General features: G+C 63.2%; 15 protein-coding genes. 10 read left to right on the top strand and 5 right to left on the bottom strand.

Annotated features, from left to right (window positions below; translation table 11 throughout):
• Positions 1–88: 88 nt before the first annotated feature.
• Positions 89–619 (bottom strand): winged helix DNA-binding protein, encoded by a 531-nt coding sequence (locus KI609_RS10615; RefSeq protein ID WP_226449801.1) that lies wholly within the window; start codon positions 617–619, stop codon positions 89–91.
• 271 nt (positions 620–890) lie between these two features.
• Here KI609_RS10615 and KI609_RS10610 point away from each other — a divergent pair, with 271 nt between their 5' ends.
• The 5 genes from KI609_RS10610 (at position 891) to KI609_RS10590 (ending at position 8,048) form a co-directional block, all read left to right on the top strand.
• Positions 891–2,750: an ABC transporter ATP-binding protein gene (locus tag KI609_RS10610; RefSeq protein WP_226449799.1), complete on the top strand. Its 1,860-nt coding sequence runs from the start codon at positions 891–893 to the stop codon at positions 2,748–2,750.
• Between the two features lie 150 nt (positions 2,751–2,900).
• Positions 2,901–4,415 (top strand): ABC transporter substrate-binding protein, encoded by a 1,515-nt coding sequence (locus KI609_RS10605; RefSeq protein ID WP_226449797.1) that lies wholly within the window; start codon positions 2,901–2,903, stop codon positions 4,413–4,415.
• Between the two features lie 40 nt (positions 4,416–4,455).
• Positions 4,456–5,379, top strand: a complete 924-nt coding sequence (locus KI609_RS10600) for an ABC transporter permease (protein WP_226449795.1) — start codon at positions 4,456–4,458, stop codon at positions 5,377–5,379.
• 12 nt (positions 5,380–5,391) lie between these two features.
• On the top strand, positions 5,392–6,270 hold the full coding sequence (locus KI609_RS10595; RefSeq protein WP_226449793.1) for an ABC transporter permease: 879 nt from the start codon (positions 5,392–5,394) through the stop codon (positions 6,268–6,270).
• Entirely contained in the window at positions 6,270–8,048 is a 1,779-nt protein-coding gene (locus tag KI609_RS10590; RefSeq protein ID WP_226449791.1) for a peptidase M14, read from the top strand. Before KI609_RS10595 ends, KI609_RS10590 begins: the two co-directional genes overlap by 1 nt.
• A gap of 80 nt (positions 8,049–8,128) precedes the next feature.
• Here the strand turns inward: KI609_RS10590 and KI609_RS10585 are convergent, their stop codons facing one another.
• Positions 8,129–8,659: a winged helix DNA-binding protein gene (locus KI609_RS10585; RefSeq protein ID WP_226449789.1), complete on the bottom strand. Its 531-nt coding sequence runs from the start codon at positions 8,657–8,659 to the stop codon at positions 8,129–8,131.
• Positions 8,660–8,853: 194 nt separating this feature from the next.
• On the opposite strand from KI609_RS10585, the gene KI609_RS10580 reads away from it, so the two are divergent.
• From KI609_RS10580 to crcB, 4 genes are read left to right on the top strand one after another with little or no spacing between them, the layout of a single operon-like run.
• The gene (locus tag KI609_RS10580; protein WP_226449787.1) at positions 8,854–9,837 is read left to right on the top strand and encodes a TRAP transporter substrate-binding protein; all 984 of its coding nucleotides are present in this window, start codon (positions 8,854–8,856) and stop codon (positions 9,835–9,837) included.
• 17 nt (positions 9,838–9,854) lie between these two features.
• A complete protein-coding gene (locus KI609_RS10575) occupies positions 9,855–10,364 on the top strand; it encodes a TRAP transporter small permease (protein WP_226449784.1) in 510 nt (169 codons plus the stop codon).
• Between the two features lie 20 nt (positions 10,365–10,384).
• Entirely contained in the window at positions 10,385–11,689 is a 1,305-nt protein-coding gene (locus KI609_RS10570) for a TRAP transporter large permease (RefSeq protein ID WP_226449782.1), read from the top strand.
• A 37-nt stretch (positions 11,690–11,726) separates the two neighbouring features.
• Positions 11,727–12,113 carry a fluoride efflux transporter CrcB gene (crcB, locus tag KI609_RS10565; protein ID WP_226449780.1) on the top strand — a complete coding sequence of 129 codons (387 nt, stop codon included), beginning with the start codon at positions 11,727–11,729 and terminating at the stop codon, positions 12,111–12,113.
• 29 nt (positions 12,114–12,142) lie between these two features.
• Here the strand turns inward: crcB and KI609_RS10560 are convergent, their stop codons facing one another.
• Positions 12,143–13,300, bottom strand: coding sequence for a cytochrome P450 (locus tag KI609_RS10560; RefSeq protein WP_226449777.1), 1,158 nt, complete (start codon positions 13,298–13,300; stop codon positions 12,143–12,145).
• Positions 13,301–13,692: 392 nt separating this feature from the next.
• Between KI609_RS10560 and KI609_RS10555 the strand changes: the two genes are divergently transcribed.
• Positions 13,693–14,556, top strand: a complete 864-nt coding sequence (locus KI609_RS10555) for a TIGR00730 family Rossman fold protein (RefSeq protein ID WP_226449774.1) — start codon at positions 13,693–13,695, stop codon at positions 14,554–14,556.
• Between the two features lie 80 nt (positions 14,557–14,636).
• Here KI609_RS10555 and KI609_RS10550 read toward each other — a convergent pair whose 3' ends face one another.
• Together KI609_RS10550 and rmuC are read right to left on the bottom strand one after the other, a co-directional pair.
• Entirely contained in the window at positions 14,637–15,827 is a 1,191-nt protein-coding gene (locus KI609_RS10550; protein WP_226449771.1) for an MFS transporter, read from the bottom strand.
• The gene (gene rmuC, locus KI609_RS10545) at positions 15,824–17,371 is read right to left on the bottom strand and encodes a DNA recombination protein RmuC (RefSeq protein ID WP_226449769.1); all 1,548 of its coding nucleotides are present in this window, start codon (positions 17,369–17,371) and stop codon (positions 15,824–15,826) included. The genes KI609_RS10550 and rmuC overlap by 4 nt, the downstream gene beginning before the upstream one ends.
• Positions 17,372–17,449 lie beyond the last annotated feature (78 nt).

Genomic DNA, 17,449 nt, shown 5'->3' with positions numbered 1-17,449 from the left:
TGCTATTTAATTTATAGCTACTACCGCTTTATGGATAAGCGCCAGAGCCATTTTTATTCAAAATTTAAGGAAACGGGGGCGGCAGCGGTCACAACGAAGCCGCAGAGCGCGCAGCCTGGTCATACATGCCCGAGAGCACACGCAGCAAACGGGCCAGTTCGCCGATGTCGCGGTTCAGCGCATCGTCGGCATTCAACGCATTGATCAGGCAACTTTCACGAATCTCGCGGTAGCGCTGCACGTAAGCGCGGCCCGAGTCGGTGGCGGCATAGGTGACATCCTTACCATTCTTTTGCGAAGCCACCACGCCCAGGGTCTGCAGCTTCTTGAGCGAGTAGTTCACCAGGTGCGTGTCTTCCACATTCATGATGAAGCAGATGTCCGCAAGGCGCTTGTCGCGTGCGCGGTGGGACACATGGTGCAACACCACCACGTCGAGCGGTGTCAGGTCCTTGAGCCCCGCAGCGGCCATGCAGTGCACCACCCAGCGATGAAACGCATTGCCCGCGACGATGAGGCCAAACTCGAACTCGCTCAGCTCTGCGCTCTGGGCTGAGACAAGGTGCGCCGATGAAACGATGGAGAGCGCTTCGGTGGCTGGCTTAACGGAGATGTTCATGGCGAGGATTCCGACCGGACACAAAGCTGGCACGGGATGTGCAAGCGGATATTATGGTGCCGCTTTGATGGTAATTTGTTGATAATTTGTCGACACTGTGGCAAACACCTAGATGAACAGAGAACTCCGTCCAGTACATTGGTCACCCTGCGTTGGCTTCACCCCATCGAGCACGGCTGGTGAGCAGCAGCTTTTATCGAGCGGCGACTTCCATCGCCCTGCGGCTCGCCTTCAACGCACATGAATTGATGCTTCTCTCCTTCCTTCCACGATGACAATCAGTCCCGAATCGGCGACAACGCCGCTGCTTTCCGTGCGGTCTCTTTCCGTGGAATTCAACGTGCCCGGCGGTCGCTTCAAGGCCGTGGACGGGGTCAGTTTTGATGTACACGCTGGCCGCACACTCGCCATCGTGGGGGAGTCGGGCTCGGGTAAATCCGTGACCTCGCAGGCCATCATGCGGCTCACCGACTATTCGGGTGGTCACATCACCCATGGACAGGTGATGTTCCAGTCGCCCAGCAGCGGCGCGTTGGACCTCACGGGCGCAGACGACGACACATTGCGGCGCATCCGTGGCAATCAAATCGCCATGATTTTCCAGGAGCCGATGACCTCGCTGAACCCAGTGTTCACCATCGGCAACCAGATCGCAGAAGCGCTCATCCTGCACCAGGGCATGAGCCCGGCGCAGGCACGGGCGCAAACCCTGGTCCTCTTGCAAAAGGTGCGCCTACCAGACGCCGACCGTCTGGCAGATAGCTATCCGCATTCGCTGTCGGGCGGCATGCGCCAGCGCGTGATGATTGCCATGGCCTTGTCGTGCCAGCCGTCGCTGCTGATTGCCGACGAGCCCACCACGGCCCTTGACGTCACGATTCAAGCGCAGATTTTGAACATCATCCGTGAACTGCAGCGCGACCTGAATACCGCCGTCATGTTCATTACGCACGACATGGGTGTCGTGGCACAGATGGCCGACGATGTGGTGGTGATGTGGCGAGGCAGCCAGGTCGAGCAAGGCCCCGTCGCGCAAATTTTTCAAAACCCCCAGCACCCCTACACGCGCGCCTTGCTCTCGGCCGTGCCCAAGCTGGGCAGCATGCAAGGCCAGCCCCTGCCCCAGCGCACACCGCTGATCGTGCTGGATGGCGACACGCCGCGCGAAGTGGGCACCACACAAGTTCAAGACACGGTCGATGCCGCCACCACCTTGCTCAGCGTTGACAAGCTGACGACCCGTTTTGACGTAGGCCACTCGCTGCTGGGCCGCGTGACCCACCGTGTGCACGCCGTCGAACAAGTGAGCCTGGAGATCCACCCCGGTGAAACCCTGGCGCTGGTGGGCGAGTCCGGGAGTGGGAAATCCACGATTGGCAAAACCTTGCAACAGCTCGTCCCCTCCAGCAGTGGCACGGTGCGGTTCAACGGCCAGGACGTTCAAAGCCTGGATGCAGCAGGCCGCCAGCGCATCAAGCAAGAAATCCAGTACATCTTCCAGGACCCCTTTGCGGCGCTGGACCCGCGCAAGACCATCGGCTTCAGCATTGCCGAACCCATACACACCCACCGCCTGCTGACCGACAAAGAGGCCGTGCAAAAGCGTCTGACCGAGTTGCTGCGCGATGTAGGCCTGAACACCGAACACCTGCACCGCTACCCGCACGAGCTGTCTGGCGGCCAGCGCCAGCGCGTGTGTATTGCCCGCGCCCTGGCCTGCAACCCCCAGCTCATCATTGCCGACGAGTCGGTGTCAGCGCTTGACGTATCGATTCAGGCGCAGATCATTGACCTGTTGATGGAACTGCAAGCCCGGCTCAAACTGTCTTACCTGTTCATCACCCACGACATGGCCGTGGTCGAAAAAATCAGCCACCGCGTGGCTGTGATGTACCTGGGGCAGATTGTCGAAATCGGCAGCCGCCAGGACATTTTTGAAAACCCGCAGCACCCCTATACCAAGAAGCTGCTGGCCGCCGTGCCGATCGCCGAGCCGGGGCGCACCATTGATGCCCGCCTGATTGAAGGCGAGATCCCCAGCCCCGTGCGCAAGGTAGGCAATGAGCCGACGATTCTGCGTTTTCGCGAGGTGGCGCCAGGCCATCGCGTTGCGCTGGTCGCCACCGCCTGAAGCGACCCCAAGGCCCACCGACCTAGAGCCAGTTCATTGATTGGTTAGTTCGTTAAGTTCGTTAATCAGTTAGTTAGTCATTCCGTCAGTTCAAAAGCAAAAAGTCAGCCGCTCCACGACCGTCACCCACTCACTTCCAGGATGCACACCATGAAACTGAAAACCCTCGTTGCCGCCACCAGCTTCGCGCTTGCCAGCGTTCTGACCACAGGCGCCCATGCCGCCGGCACGCTGAACGTCGCCATCCACCAGGACCCGGGCAACTGGGACCCGATCGCGACCTTCCTGGTGTCCTGGGGCGCCGTGGGCAGCCAGGTGTTTGATGGCCTGATCATGCGCACCCCTGACATGAAACTGGTGCCGGGCCTGGCCACCAAGTGGGAGTTTTTGGACAACAACACCAAGCTGCGCTTCACGCTGCGCGAAGGTGTCAAGTTCCATAACGGCGAGCCCTTCAACGCCGACGCCGTGAAGTTCACGTTCGACCGCCTGCTGGGCGACGAGGGCAAAAAGGGCCCACAACAATCGAACTACAACGCGATCGAAAAAGTCGTGGTGGTCAACGCCCATACCGTGGACTTCTTGCTGAAGAACCCCGACCCCGTGTTGCTGACCAAACTGGCTGGCTACGGCGCCATGATCGTTCCACCCAAGTACATCACCGAAAAGGGCAGCGCGTACTTTGGGGCCAACCCCGTCGGCACCGGCCCCTTCAAGTTCACAGAGTACAAGCCCAAGGTCAGCCTCTCGTTTGAGCGCAATGCCAGCTATTGGGGCGGCGCGCCCAAGCTGGACAACCTGGTCTACCGCTTCATCACCGAGCCCGCCACACAAGCCGCCGAATTGCAGGCAGGCCGCATCGACGTGGCCAACCAGATCCCGCTGGCGATGATCGACACGCTGAAAAAAGACAGCAAGCTGGCCGTGCAAAGCATGGACGGCCCCGTGGCCCTGGCCATGCGCTACAACACGCAGCGCGGCATCATGAAAAACAAGGAAGTGCGCAAGGCCCTGACCATGGCCGTGGACCGCGACGCCATCATCAAATCGATCTTGCTGGGCAATGCCAAGCCTATCGCCAGCTTCCAGGGCGCGTTGTCGTTTGGCAATGACCCCGCCCTCAAGCCGCTGCCGTTCAACCCCGCGCAGGCCAAAGCCATGCTAGCCAAGGCAGGTGTCAAGCCCGGCACACAGATCCAGATCGACTTCCGCGGTTCGGACAGCAACTTCCGCGAAGTGGCCCAGGCCGTGGCCAGTTACCTACAAGGCGTAGGCATCGTGGCGTCCCTCAAGCCTTACGACACCAACGTGCTGCTCAACGACATCATCCCCGCAGGCAAGACCGGCGAGATGTGGCAAAACCAATGGGGCGGCTGGACGTTTGACTACGACAACACCGCGTATTCGATGTACTACACCAAGCAACGCTGGAACCCGTTTGACGACGACGCCAAGCTCAACGCCTTGCTGCATACCCAACGCAACACCTGGGACCAGGCTGCACGCAAGACCACGCTGCAGCAAATTGCCCGTTACGTCGCCGACGAAGCGCTGGAAATGCCGCTGTACAGCCTGAACACCATCTACGGCCTGAACAAGCGCGCCAAAAACCTGGCGTTGCCAGCCGATGGCCGCTTCCGTTTTGTCGACGCTTCGGTCGACTGACCTTGCAACCGTTCGCCCTTTAACCTGACACGCCAGCCCCATGAGTGGATTTTTGATTAAACGACTGCTGCAGGCGATTTTCGTCGTGCTCGTGGTCACCCTGTTTGTGGCCTATGCAGTGCGACTGTCGGGAGACCCCGCATTGATGCTGGCCCAGGGGGCCGGTAGCGTGACCGAAGAAGATCTGCGCAACATCCGCGAGGGGCTGGGGCTGGAGCGCCCTTTCGCGGTGCAGTACTTCGAATTTCTTCGGGGCGCGGTAGTGGGCGATCTTGGCAAGAGTTTCATGGGCGGCACACCCGTGTCGCGACTGATCGCCGACGCCTTGCCTGCCACGCTGGCCCTGGCGCTGGTGTCGTTGTTTTTGTCGGTGCTGGTGTCGGTGCCGCTGGGCATACAGGCGGCGGTGCACAAGGGCAAGGGCACGGACCAATGCATCCGCATCCTTTCGCTGGTGGGCTTGTCGTTCCCCAACTTCTGGCTGGCCATCATGCTGGTGCTGCTGCTGTCCATCACCTTCCCGCTGCTGCCGCCGTCAGGCTGGGACGGCCCCATTAGTCTGGTGATGCCGGCATTGACCATGGCCATCATCCTGTCAGCCACCAATGTGCGTTTGGTGCGCACGGCCATGCTGGAGACCTTGTCTGCGCAATACATCATGGTGGCGCGTGCCAAGGGGCTCAAAGACCGCGTTGTTTTGTACAAACATGCGCTGCGCAACTGCGCCATTCCCCTGATCACCTACATCGGGCTGCAGTTTGGCAATCTGGTCGGCGGCCTGGTGGTGGTCGAACGCGTTTTCAACTGGCCCGGCTTAGGCACCTTGGCGTTTGAAGCGATTGCCAGCCGCGACTACCCGGTGCTGCAAGGCACGGTCACGGTGTTGTCGGTGTTGATCGTCGCCGTCAATCTGTTGGTCGACATTGCCTACGGCCTGGTCGACCCCCGCATTCGCACCAAATAACACTGCAAGACCATGCAATCCACCGCTTCTACGACGGCCCCGGTGACAGCTCCGGCTCAACCCTTGCGCGCAATGCATTGGCGCTCGCTCGAATTTGTACTCGGCGTTGTGCTCACGGGCTCGATGCTGCTGCTTGTGTTGTGCTCGGTCTGGATTTTTCCAGACGGCGGCGCTGCCATGGATCTGAGTGCCCGATTGACCGCGCCCTTCACCAACTGGGCCCATCCCTTTGGCACCGACGCCCTGGGGCGCGACGTCTTGGCGCGCGTCTTGGTCGGCGGTCGCATCTCCTTGCTGGTGGGCTTCGCGTCGGTGGCGGGTGCCTCGGTGCTCGGAATCGTGATCGGGCTGGTTGCAGGCTACTACCGCGGCTTTTGGGACATGCTGCTGATGCGCTGCGTGGACATCCAGCTGGCGCTTCCCTTCATCCTGATCGCGCTGACGTTCATTTCCATTCTGGGCGGCGGCCTGTTCAACATCATCGTTTTCATGGTGATCTCGCAGTGGGTGCAGTTTGCGCGGCTGGTGCGCGGCATGGTGCTGCAGGTGCGCGAGCGTGAATTCGTCCAGGCTGCGCGGGCCTTTGGCGTGCGGGATCTAGCCATGGTGCACCACCATATCCTGCCCAACATCATGGGCCCCGTCATCATCTTGATGACGCTCAACGTGGCCAACAACATCCTGCTGGAGTCCAGCCTGACCTTTCTGGGCCTGGGCGTTGATCCACTGATCCCCAGCTGGGGCGGCATGCTGGCCGACGGCCGCACCTACATGCAGACCGCTTGGTGGATCAGCGTCTTCCCGGGGCTGGCCATCATGTTGACCGTGTTGGGCTTGAATCTGCTGGGTGACTGGCTGCGTGACCGCATCGACCCAACCGGAAAACAGTGATGAGCAACACCACCACCGTCCTTCTCGACCAGCGTTTCCCCCGCACCCTGGACGTGTGGGTGCAAGAGTTCACCCAACCCGCCTGGCGTGGCGCCAGCGTGCAGGCCTGGCTGTTTGAAGGCGTGGCGGCCCGCCGCGCGGCCGAACGCCAACTGGCCGCAGCGGGCGTGCAAGCGCACCTGCACAGCGCCTACAAGCCGTTGGTGTTTTATTTCATCGAAGACATCGACGCCAGCCTGCTGGCTGAAGTAACCATCCACTATCCGGTGCACCCGCAAGCGTCGCCCCAGCGGTTTTTACAAGAAGCCTATCCCTTGGCGGCACTGCTGACGCATTGCCAACTCAGCTTCGTGCCAGGCACGGAGGATCTGCACTACCGCATCGAAGGCACCTATCGCGATGGCACACGGCTCCTGGCTCGCGTCTGGGCGCCCAACCGCATGCACACGGATTTGCAAGGCATCAAACTGCTGTCACCCACGGGGTGGGTGCGGGCAACGCCTGAGTCCGCCGCACAGCCCGCGCTGGATATGGCCCGGGTCACCGACTACGAACAGCTGTTTGCCACGGTAATGGACACCGTGGCCAACCACCCGTGGCGCGCCGAGGAGCCCTACTTTGAGCGCCTCGATATCCGCATCGACATGCCTGGTATCGAGCAGCGGCTCCCCGTCGGTCACGAGACCATCAGCAGCCTTGAGGGTCTGCACGAGGACATCTATTTTTCGCTGCTGGAGGTTTTCCAGCGGCGCTCGGGCCGCCCTGCGGGCGACCGCAGTCTGCAACCCGGACAAATCGTGCCCGACCTGCGTGCCAGCTTGCAGGCGCCACGGCTGCGCATCGCACAACGAGCCTTTGACACGACCGCCCAAGACCTGTGCGCAGCGGCGCTGCCGGCAACGGATGAGCCACTGGACGCGTTGGGCACAGCGCCATCGCCCGAGCGCATCGCCTCCGAAATGCAGCGGATAGCCGGAGACCGCTTCGGCGCTGCCAGCCGCCAGGGCCGCGCGGTGCAAGCCCTGTACCGCCACGGCACCGACGCGCCGGTATTCATCAGTGGGGGTCAGCACGCCAACGAAACCTCTGGCATCGTCGGCGCCTTGCGCGCAGCACGAACACTGGACAGCCACGCTGGCGCCCACTTTGCGCTGATGGCCCTGGAAAACCCCGACGGCTACGCCCTGCACCGCGAGCTGCGCAGCCACAATGCGGAACACATGCACCATGCCGCGCGCTATTCAGCCCTGGGCGACGACATCGAGTACCGCAAGGGGGCACCTCTGTATGAGCGCGCAGCCCGCCGGCAAGCCCTCTCCATCTCGGGTGCGCAACTGCACCTCAACCTGCACGGCTACCCGGCCCACGAATGGACGCGCCCGTTGTCGGGTTATATGCCGCGCGGTTTTGAGCTATGGACCATACCCAAGGGCTTTTTTCTGATCCTGCGATACCACCCAGGCTGGCAAAGCGAAGCCATGGCATTGCTGCATGCGATGTGCGCCGCGCTGGACCAAGTGCCGGGCCTTACCGCCTTCAACGCACGGCAAATGGCGCTGTACGAGCGCCACGCGGGCAAGCTTCAATTTGACGTGCTGCACGGCACGGCCTACACCGCGACCGAAACGGCCAACCCCGACTCCGCGCCGGTCACCCTGATCACAGAGTACCCCGACGAAACCGTTGAAGGCGACGACTTCCGCCAAGCGCACACGGTGCAAATGCACACCGTGCTGGCGGCCACTGCGGCCTGGCAAAAGCTAGCCCGCCGACGCTGATATCCAGCAACGACGTCATCAGCGACCGCACGGCACGCTGGCCATCCCCCTGCCCTTGAGTCCGGCCTGCCGTTCAGCGTCTACAACGAAGCCGCAGAGCGCGCCGCCTGGTCATACATACCTGACAGCACACGCAGCAGCCGCGCTAGTTCGCCAATGTCGCGATTGAGTGCATCGTCGGCCTTGAGTGCATCCATCAGGCAAGACTCACGAATCTCTCGGTACCGTTCTACATAGGTGCGCCCCATGTCGGTGGCCGCGTAGGTGACATCCTTGCCATTCTTTTGCGAAGCCACCACGCCCAAGGTCTGCAGCTTCTTGAGCGAATAGTTCACAAGGTGGGTGTCCTCCATGTTCATGATGAAACAAATGTCGGCCAACCGCTTGTCGCGCGCCCGGTGCGTGACGTGGTGCAAGACCAGTACATCCAGCGGCGCCAGGTCTTTCAAACCCGAGGCAGACATGCAGTGCATTACCCAGCGGTGAAACGCGTTGCCCGCAACGATGAGGCCAAACTCGAACTCGCTCATCTCTGCACTCTGCGCAGACACGAGGTGTGCAGACGACACGATGGCCACGGACTCGCCGGACCCCTTGGATGCAGATTTCATGGGCTGAAGCCTTCACGGAACGATCACTTGGCACGGGTTGTGCATGCGTTCATTGTAGGTAAGTCAATGATGATTTGTTGGCAAATTGTCAGCGTTTAGGCAAAACACCTAGCGTATTTTGGCGAGCTTCCGATAAAGTCGTTTCTCTCACCTTGTCAGACACAGCTAGATACATCAACCTGCGGAGCTATCTCATGAAGCGTCGAATCTTCCCCGTCACCGCACTCGGCCTGGCACTGGCGGCCGGCCTGTCCGTCACCTCGGCGTTTGCCCAGACCAAGTGGGATCTGGCAGCGGCCTACCCCGCCACCAACTTCCACACCGAAAACATGGTGCAACTGGCAAGTGACGTGGACAAGGCCACGGGCGGCAAGCTCAAGATCACCGTGCATGCCAACGCCGCGTTGTTCAAGGCGCCCGAAATCAAGCGCGCCGTGCAAGGTGGCCAGGCACAGATGGGCGAAATCCTGCTCGCCAACTTCCAGAACGAATGGCAACTGTTCGGCGTGGATGGCCTGCCCTTCCTGGCGGACAGCTATGACGCCTCCAAGAAGCTCTACGCTGCGCAAAAGCCCTTCCTGGAAAAGAAGCTGGCGGAGCAGGGAATGATGCTGCTGTACGCCGTGGCCTGGCCGCCGCAAGGCATCTACACCAAGAAGCCGCTGGCCTCCGCCGCCGACCTCAAGGGCATCAAGTGGCGCGCCTACAGCCCCGCCACCGCACGCATCGCCGAGCTGGTGGGTGCGCAACCGGTCACCGTGCAGGCCGCCGAGTTCTCGCAGGCCCTGGCCACGGGCGTGGTCGAATCGACGATGACGTCGGGCGCCACCGGTGTGGACAGCAAGCTCTACGAGCAACTCAAGTATTACTACGACACCCAGGCCTGGCTGCCCAAGAACGCGGTGCTGATGAACAAGAAGGCGTTTGAAGCGCTGGACAAACCCCTGCAGCAAGCACTGCTCAAAGCCGGTGCCGACGCCGAAGCGCGCGGCTGGGCCAACAGCTCCAAGGTCAATACCGACACCGTGGCCAAGCTCAAGGCCAACGGCATGAACGTGGAAGCACCGCCTGCCGCGCTGAAGGCCGACATGGCCAAGGTGGGCGACACCATGCTCAAGGAATGGCTCGACAAGGCGGGCCCCGAAGGCAAGGCCCTGATCGACGCCTACCGCAAGTAAACAAGGCACCCAAGCCCATGCGTCGTCTGCTTGATTTTCTGTACAACAGTGCCGCCGCTCTGGCGGCGCTTTTTATGGTCGGCCTGCTGGGGATGGTTTTGCTGTCCATCGCCAGTCGGCAGTTCCACTTCCACGTGCCAGGCACCGATGCCTATGCGGGCTACCTCATGGCCGCCGCCGGGTTTCTGGCGCTGGCACATACCTTGAAGCGCGGCGAACACATCCGCGTCACGCTGCTGCTCAACTTTCTGAAGGGCGGCGCCAAGAAGGCCTTTGAGATCTGGGCCCTGGCCATTGCCTCGCTGCTGGCGCTGCTGTTTGCGGTGTACAGCTGCAAGCTGGCCTGGCAGTCGCACGAGTTTCACGACATCTCCACCGGCAGCGACGCCACGCCGCTGTGGATTCCACAAATCGCCATGGCCCTGGGCACGGTGATTCTGGCCATCGCATTCCTGGATGAGCTGGTGCTGGAGATGATGGGCAAGCGTGTCGAGGCCTCATCCGGTGAAGCATTGCGCAATGAATAAACCAGACACGACCCACCACCATGAGTGATCTCACCATAACCGGCCTGCTCATGCTGTCGCTGTTCCTGATTCTGGGCAGCGGCGTATGGATCGGGCTCACCCTCTCCGGCGTCGCCTGGATCGCCATGCAGCTGTTTTCCGCGCGCCCGGCGGGCGATGCGATGGCGGTGACCATCTGGGGCAGCGCCTCCAGCTGGACGCTGACCGCCCTGCCGCTGTTCATCTGGATGGGCGAAATCCTGTTTCGCACCCGGCTGTCGCAAGACATGTTCAAGGGCCTGGCCCCCTGGGTGCAGGCGTTGCCGGGCCGGCTGCTGCACACCAACGTGGTGGGCTGCACGATCTTTGCCGCCGTGTCGGGGTCGAGTGCCGCCACCTGCGCCACCATCGGCAAAATGACGCTGCCCGAGCTGACGCGCCGCGGCTACCCCGAGCACATGGTGGTGGGCACGCTGGCTGGGGCCAGCACGCTGGGCCTGCTGATCCCGCCGTCGATCATCATGATCGTCTACGGCGTGTCGGCCGAGGTGTCGATCTCGCAGCTGTTCATCGCGGGCGTGCTGCCGGGCATCTTGCTGGCGGCCTTGTTCTCGGGCTACATCATGGTCTGGGCGCTGCGCCACCCCGAGCAGGTGCCTGCCGCCGACGTGCGCATGACCTTCATGCAAAAGCTGTCCGAATCGCGCAGCCTGATCCCCGTGGTGCTGCTGATCGCGGCCGTGCTGGGCTCCATCTACACCGGCTTTGCCACCGCCACCGAAGCAGCGGCTGTGGGCGTGGTGGGCTCGTTGGTGCTGTCGGCCGTGCAGGGCTCGATGACCTGGGGCACCTTCAAGGACTCGCTGATGGGCGCCACGCGCCTGTACTGCATGATCGCGCTGATCCTGGCAGGCGCTGCGTTCCTCACGCTGGCCATGGGCTATATCGGCCTGCCGCGCCATCTGGCGGAGTGGATTGCATCGCTGGGCCTGAACCAGGCCCAGCTCATCGTGGCGCTGGCGGTTTTCTACATCATCCTGGGCTGCTTCCTCGACGGCATCTCGATGGTGGTGCTGACCATGGGCGTGCTCATGCCCACAGTGCAAGCCGCTGGCATCGACCCCATCTGGTTCGGCATCTTCATCGTGCTGGTGGTCGAGATGGCGCAGATCACACCGCCCGTGGGTTTTAACCTGTTCGTGCTGCAGGGCATGACGGGCCGCCAGCTGCCCTGGATCGCCAAGGTGGCGATGCCCATGTTCTTGCTCATGTGCGGCGCCGTGGCGCTGATCTACGTCTTCCCCGGCATCGTGACCTGGTTGCCGCAGCAGATGTCTGCCCGCTGAAACCCGGATGTAGCCACCGGATGTGGACAATCGCGCCATGCTGAATGTTCTCTCCATCTGTATCGGCGCCTGCCTGGGCGCGCTGGCCCGGTGGCGCCTGGGCCTGTGGCTCAGCGGCTCCGGTGCGCTGCTTCCATGGGGCACGCTGGTGGCCAATCTGGTCGGCGGCTACCTCATTGGCGTGTGTATGGCGACCTTCCAGGCGCTGCCCCAGATCGACCCCGTGTGGCGGCTGGCGCTGGCCACGGGGTTTCTGGGTGCCCTGACCACTTTTTCCAGCTTCTCGGCAGAGGTGGTGACCATGCTGCAGCAGCAGCGCTACCTTCTGGCTTCAGGCACCACCGTGCTGCATCTGGGAGGGTCCCTGCTCATGACCGTGCTGGGCCTGCAGACCGTGGCGCTGGCGCTGTCCACCCGCCCCTGACGGCGGAGCCCCCCTGGCGCCGCGAAGCGCTACTGCACAAGCAGCCGCAGGCTGGAAAACCCACTCGCCGGGTACACCGCCGGCACTGCGCCGCCACCAGCCGCGGGCTGCCACTGCGTGGTGGCCGATAGCAATGCCTGCAGCGCCACGCGCAGTTCCATGCGCGCCAGGGGCGCCCCGGGGCACACATGGATGCCGGCGCCATACAGCAGGTTCTCAGACGGGTCGCGGTCCAGCCGAAAGGTGTCGGGCTGCTCGAACACATGGCCATCGCGATTGGCCGATGTCCAGTAGATCGTCACGCGCTCACCCGCCCCGATGGACCGGCCACCCAAATCCACCGGGCAAGTGGTCACACGCCGGTTGGTCGCCAGCGGGCCATGCATCCGCAGGATTTCCTCGATGGCAGCGGGCACCAGCGCGCTGTTTTCGCGCAATTGGGCCTGCACATCGCCGTGCTCAGCCAGCCACTGCGCCAGGATGCCCACAGCAGCGGCGATGGTGCCGATCTCCCCCACCGTCCAGTTGCGCAGGATGCTGGTGATGTCGGCCGCGCTCATGCGCGCGCCGTTGACCGTTTCATGCATCAGCGCAGTGGTCAGGTCGCGCGGCGCCGCAGCACCGGCCTGCTGGCGAGCCTGCAGCAAGCCCGCCACGATGCCATCGAACTCAAGCGCCAGCGCCGCCAGGGCGGGCCGGTCCTGCGCCAGGGTGGCTGCTTGGCTTTTTTGCAGCCACTGCGTCAGCGATGCCTGCAGCGTTTCGGGCCAGCCCAAAAACGCACACTGGGCACGCACGGCAAAGGGCAGTGCAAAGGCGGCGATCATCTCGACCTCGCCGCCACCCGCCAGCGCCTGGGCCAGTGCAGCCGCGATCTCGCGGCATGCGGGCTCGAAAGCGTCCACCCGCTGCGCGGAAAAATAGGGTTCGATGGCCCGGCGGTAGGCGGTGTGCTCGGGCGGGTCCATGCCATTGGGGACGGCCACATGGCGCGACACGGCATTGCTGAAGGTGACGGGATCAAGCAACACGCGCATAACATCCGCGTGATGGAACACCGACCAGTGCAGCATCTCGCTGAAAGCGACAGGACAGCGCCCGGCCACCTCGTCGTAGGCGCGGATCTGGTTGTGTTGAACGTCGTCCGCCCGGGGATTCCAGTCGGGTTGGTGTGCAGGTGGGTTCATGGAATATCGCAAGGTCGAGGCGGCCCCAAAGGCCGGGGAATGCGCCTTGCCGCAGTGGGCTTTGCGCGGACCCATGCAGTATGGCCACGCAACGGTCCGGTCTCCAAGTGCTGGCCGCGCTGCCAGTGCGGGATTGCAGGCAAGCCCCTCCCCCCCCTCCAGCGAACGCCGCGCCGTGCCATACCGTGCCAGACGATGACGAGGGCACGTCCCGATCCGCTTTGCCAGCGCACTGAATCACTATGATTTTTATAGCTTGCAACGCATATCCATCAATCGCAATCAAGTGATTTGGCATAAAATTTGGCCCCACCTGACTGCCCGCCAAAGAGCGACGCGGCCACATCCTCTTATTCATCGTCCGGCCTCGCGCCGCGGCGCCCGGAATCCCCATGGAAGCCAACACCCAACTCAACGAACGCCGCCTGGCCGATGCCTGGGCCGAACTGCACGCCCACGCCAACAACGACAACCCCCTGCACGCCGACGCTTACCGGCTGGCCTTTGCCGACCCCGAGTTCCTGTTCCGGCGTGAAACGCGGGGCATCCGCTTTCAGCTGGAGATGCTCAAACCCGACCTGGGCCAGGCCGAGCAAGGCATCGAGAACACGGTGGTGGTGTATGGCAGCGCCCGCTTTGTGGCGCCCGACGAGGCCGCAGCCCGGCTGAGCGAAGCCGAGGCCAGCGGCGATGCAGAACAGCTGCAGCGCGCCCGCCAGGCCGTGCGCAACGCCCGCTATTACGACCTGGCGCGCCAATTCGCAGGCCTCGTGGCCACCTACAGCGAGCGCCAGCGCCCTGCCGACCGCATCTACATCTGCACAGGCGGCGGCCCCGGCATCATGGAGGCCGCCAACCGGGGGGCCCACGAGGCGGGCGCACTGAACGTGGGCCTCAACATCGGCCTGCCACACGAGCAAAGCGGCAACCGCTTCATCTCGCCCTCGCTGAGCTTCAAGTTCCATTACTTTGCGCTGCGCAAGATGCACTTCATGATGCGCGCCAAGGCCCTGGTGACCTTCCCTGGCGGGTTCGGCACGCTCGATGAACTGTTCGAAGTGCTCACCCTGGTGCAGACCGGCAAGGCCAAACCGGTGCCCATCGTGTTGTTCGGCGTGGACTACTGGAAGCGCCTCATCAACTTTGACGTGATGGTCGAGGAAGGCACCATCGCCGCCAAAGACCTGCAGCTGTTCCACACCACGGACGACCCGCAGGAAGCCTGGGACTTCATCCGCACGTTCTACAAGCTGTAAGGCCGTCTCGCCGGCTGCGGGCCACTGCCACACCCGTCAAACGCAGGCTGGCCCCACCCACCATCGAGGCAGGCGCGCGCTCACACAGGCTTTCTGCAGCGCTCTGCGTCTGTGCCGCCCAGCCGCCAAGCCGCCCGCGTGCAGACGCCCACGGCGGCGCCCACCACCCAGAACAAGCCCCCTACGCCGATCACGGCGCCTGCGGTTCCAAACAACATGGGCATCAGCACGCTGGAAGCGTTGATGGCCATGAGACGCAAACCCAGCGCCTCGCCATGGCGGTGCGACGGCGTGATCTGGTGCAGCAAACTCATCACCATGGGCTGCACCGAGCCCAGCGCAAACCCCAGCAGCACCGAGCAGACCCCCATGGCCAGTGCGCTGCCCAGCAACGGGTACACACCAAACAGCAGGGCCGTGATGGCCATGGCGCCGGTCACGACCACACGCTCGCGCAAACGCTCGGCCACCAGTGGCATCAGCAGGCGGATCACCGCAGCGGCAATGGCAAATGCCCCCAGGATGGAGCCGATGACCGAGGCCGATAGCCCGCGCTCATGCCCCAACAGAGGCACCACAAAGGTGTGCACGTCCCAGCACGACGACAGCAGCCAGTTGACGATCAGCAGGCGGCGAAACGGGGGCTCGTTCATCAGGTCCCAGGCCCGGGGGGCCGCGCCACCGCTCGCAGCGATCACTGGCGGCAATTCGACCGTGTTGCGCACCCAGAACCAGGTGAGCAGCGGCAACACCGCCATCAACGCAAACGCAGCGCGATAGCCCTCGGTGCTGCCGGCCACGCTGCCCACGTTGTCGATCAAAAGCCCGGCGCAAAAAGGACCGATGAAATTGGACACCGCAGGCCCGATGGCCAGCCAGCTGAACACCTGCCGCAGCTGCGTGGCATCGTGGGCCGCACGCCCTACATGGCGCTGCAGGGCAATGGTCGCGGCGCCCGTGGCGCCGCCTGTCATCAGCGCCGCCAGGCACAAGACCGGAAACACCGGGTACACGAGCGCCAAGCCCGCCCCCACCGAGGCCACCGCCACCGCGTAGCCCACCGGCCGCTTGAGGCCATGGCGGTCTGCATAACGCCCTGCGGGCAACGCCAAAAACACCTGCGTAAGCGCAAACAACGCCAGGAGCACACCCAGCGCCGCAGCACTGTAGCCCTCACGCAGCGCCAGCAGCGGCGCGGCCAGGCGCATCCCCGCCATGCACGCGTGCACACAGATCTGGCCTGCGATCAACCGCGCGAGGGCCCAGTTCACAGAGAATCATCCTCCGCATCCAGCCCCGGCAGCGCAGCCGTGCGGGCCCCTGCCAAGGGCACAGCAGTGTCGGGCGCGGGCAGGTCCTGCACATCGCGCAGGCGCTTTTGGATGGCGCGGGTGCGCACGCCCACCTCGTCAAACTTCCTGGCGGCGGCGTCGATGGACTTTTTGGTGGCCTCGACCACATCGCCAAACTTGGCGAACTCGGTCTTGACCATGCCCAACAGACTCCACACCTCGGACGAGCGCTTTTCAATCGCCAGCGTCTTGAAGCCCATCTGCAGGCTGTTGAGCATGGCGGCCAGGTTGGCCGGGCCGGTGATCATCACGCGGCATTCGTTCTGCACGGCTTCAACCAGGCCGGGGCGGCGCATCACCTCGGCAAACAGGCCCTCGGTGGGCAAGTACAGCACGGCGAAGTCGGTGGTGTGCGGGGGCGAGACGTACTTGGCGAAGATCTTCTTGGCTTCGAGCTTGATGGACGTTTCAAACGCATTGCCCGCCGACAAGATGGTCGCCTTGTCGGCGGCATCTTGCGCGTCCATCAGGCGCTGGTATTGCTCCACCGGGTATTTGGAGTCGATGGGCAGCCACACCGGGTGCTCGTCGCTCTTGCCCGGCAGGCGGATCGCAAATTCCACCAGCTCGTCGCTGCCTGGCACGGTCTTGACGTTGCGGGCGAACTGCTCGGGCGTGAGCACGTTGTCGATGATGGCGCCCAGCTGCATTTCGCCCCAGGTGCCACGCGACTTCACGTTGGTCATCACGCGTTTCAAGTCGCCCACGCTGCCGGCCAGGGTCTGCATCTCGCCCAGGCCCTTGTGCACCTGCTCAAGCCGGTCGCTGACCAGCTTGAACGATTCGCCGAGGCGCTGCTCCAGCGTGGCGTGGAGCTTTTCGTCCACCGTGCGGCGCATTTCTTCGAGCTTGGTGGCGTTGTCGGCCTGGATGGCAGCCAGGCGTTCGTTGAGCGCGGTGCGCAGTTGTTCGGCGTTGTGCTGGCTGCCCTGCACCAGCCCGGTGAGCTGCTGCGACACCGCATCTTGCAGCACCGCAAACTGGTTCTTGATCTGAAAGCTGTTGGCTTCGAGCTGGTCTTTGAGCGCTTGCGACATCACCCCCAGCTGCGACTGGGTGTCGCTCTTGAGCGAATCGAGCGTGAGGCGCGTGGCCGCGTCCAGGGCCGTGAGGCGCTGCTCCAGCCGCGCCTCAAACACGCTGAAGGCCGCCAGCAGCTCGGTACGGCCGTTGCGCGATTCGGTCACGGCCTGGGCCAAGCGCTCGTCCACTGCGTGGCGCAGGGCCTCCAGCGCGGTCTGTGTGGTCTGCGTGAAGCCACGCAACTGCTGGCCCATGCCGTCCAGCGCGCCATCGTTCTTGGCCACTGCCATCTGCGTGGCCTGGGCGGTGTGCTCCAACGCCTGCAGACGGGCAGCCCACTCAGGCGGCAAATCAATGCGGGGGCAGCGTAGCAGAAGAAGCACCAGCAGCAACAGCACCAGGGCCAACGCGGCCAGCAGAACGAGGGTATCGGTAGTCAAGGCAGATTTACTATGCTTTTAATAGCTGCTAGCGCTTATCCAATAAGCGCCACAGGCCATTTTTATTCAAAACTCTCC

This window comes from Acidovorax radicis (assembly GCF_020510705.1).
Taxonomy (GTDB): domain Bacteria; phylum Pseudomonadota; class Gammaproteobacteria; order Burkholderiales; family Burkholderiaceae_C; genus Acidovorax; species Acidovorax radicis_A.
This window is presented reverse-complemented; position numbering and strand designations above follow the sequence as displayed.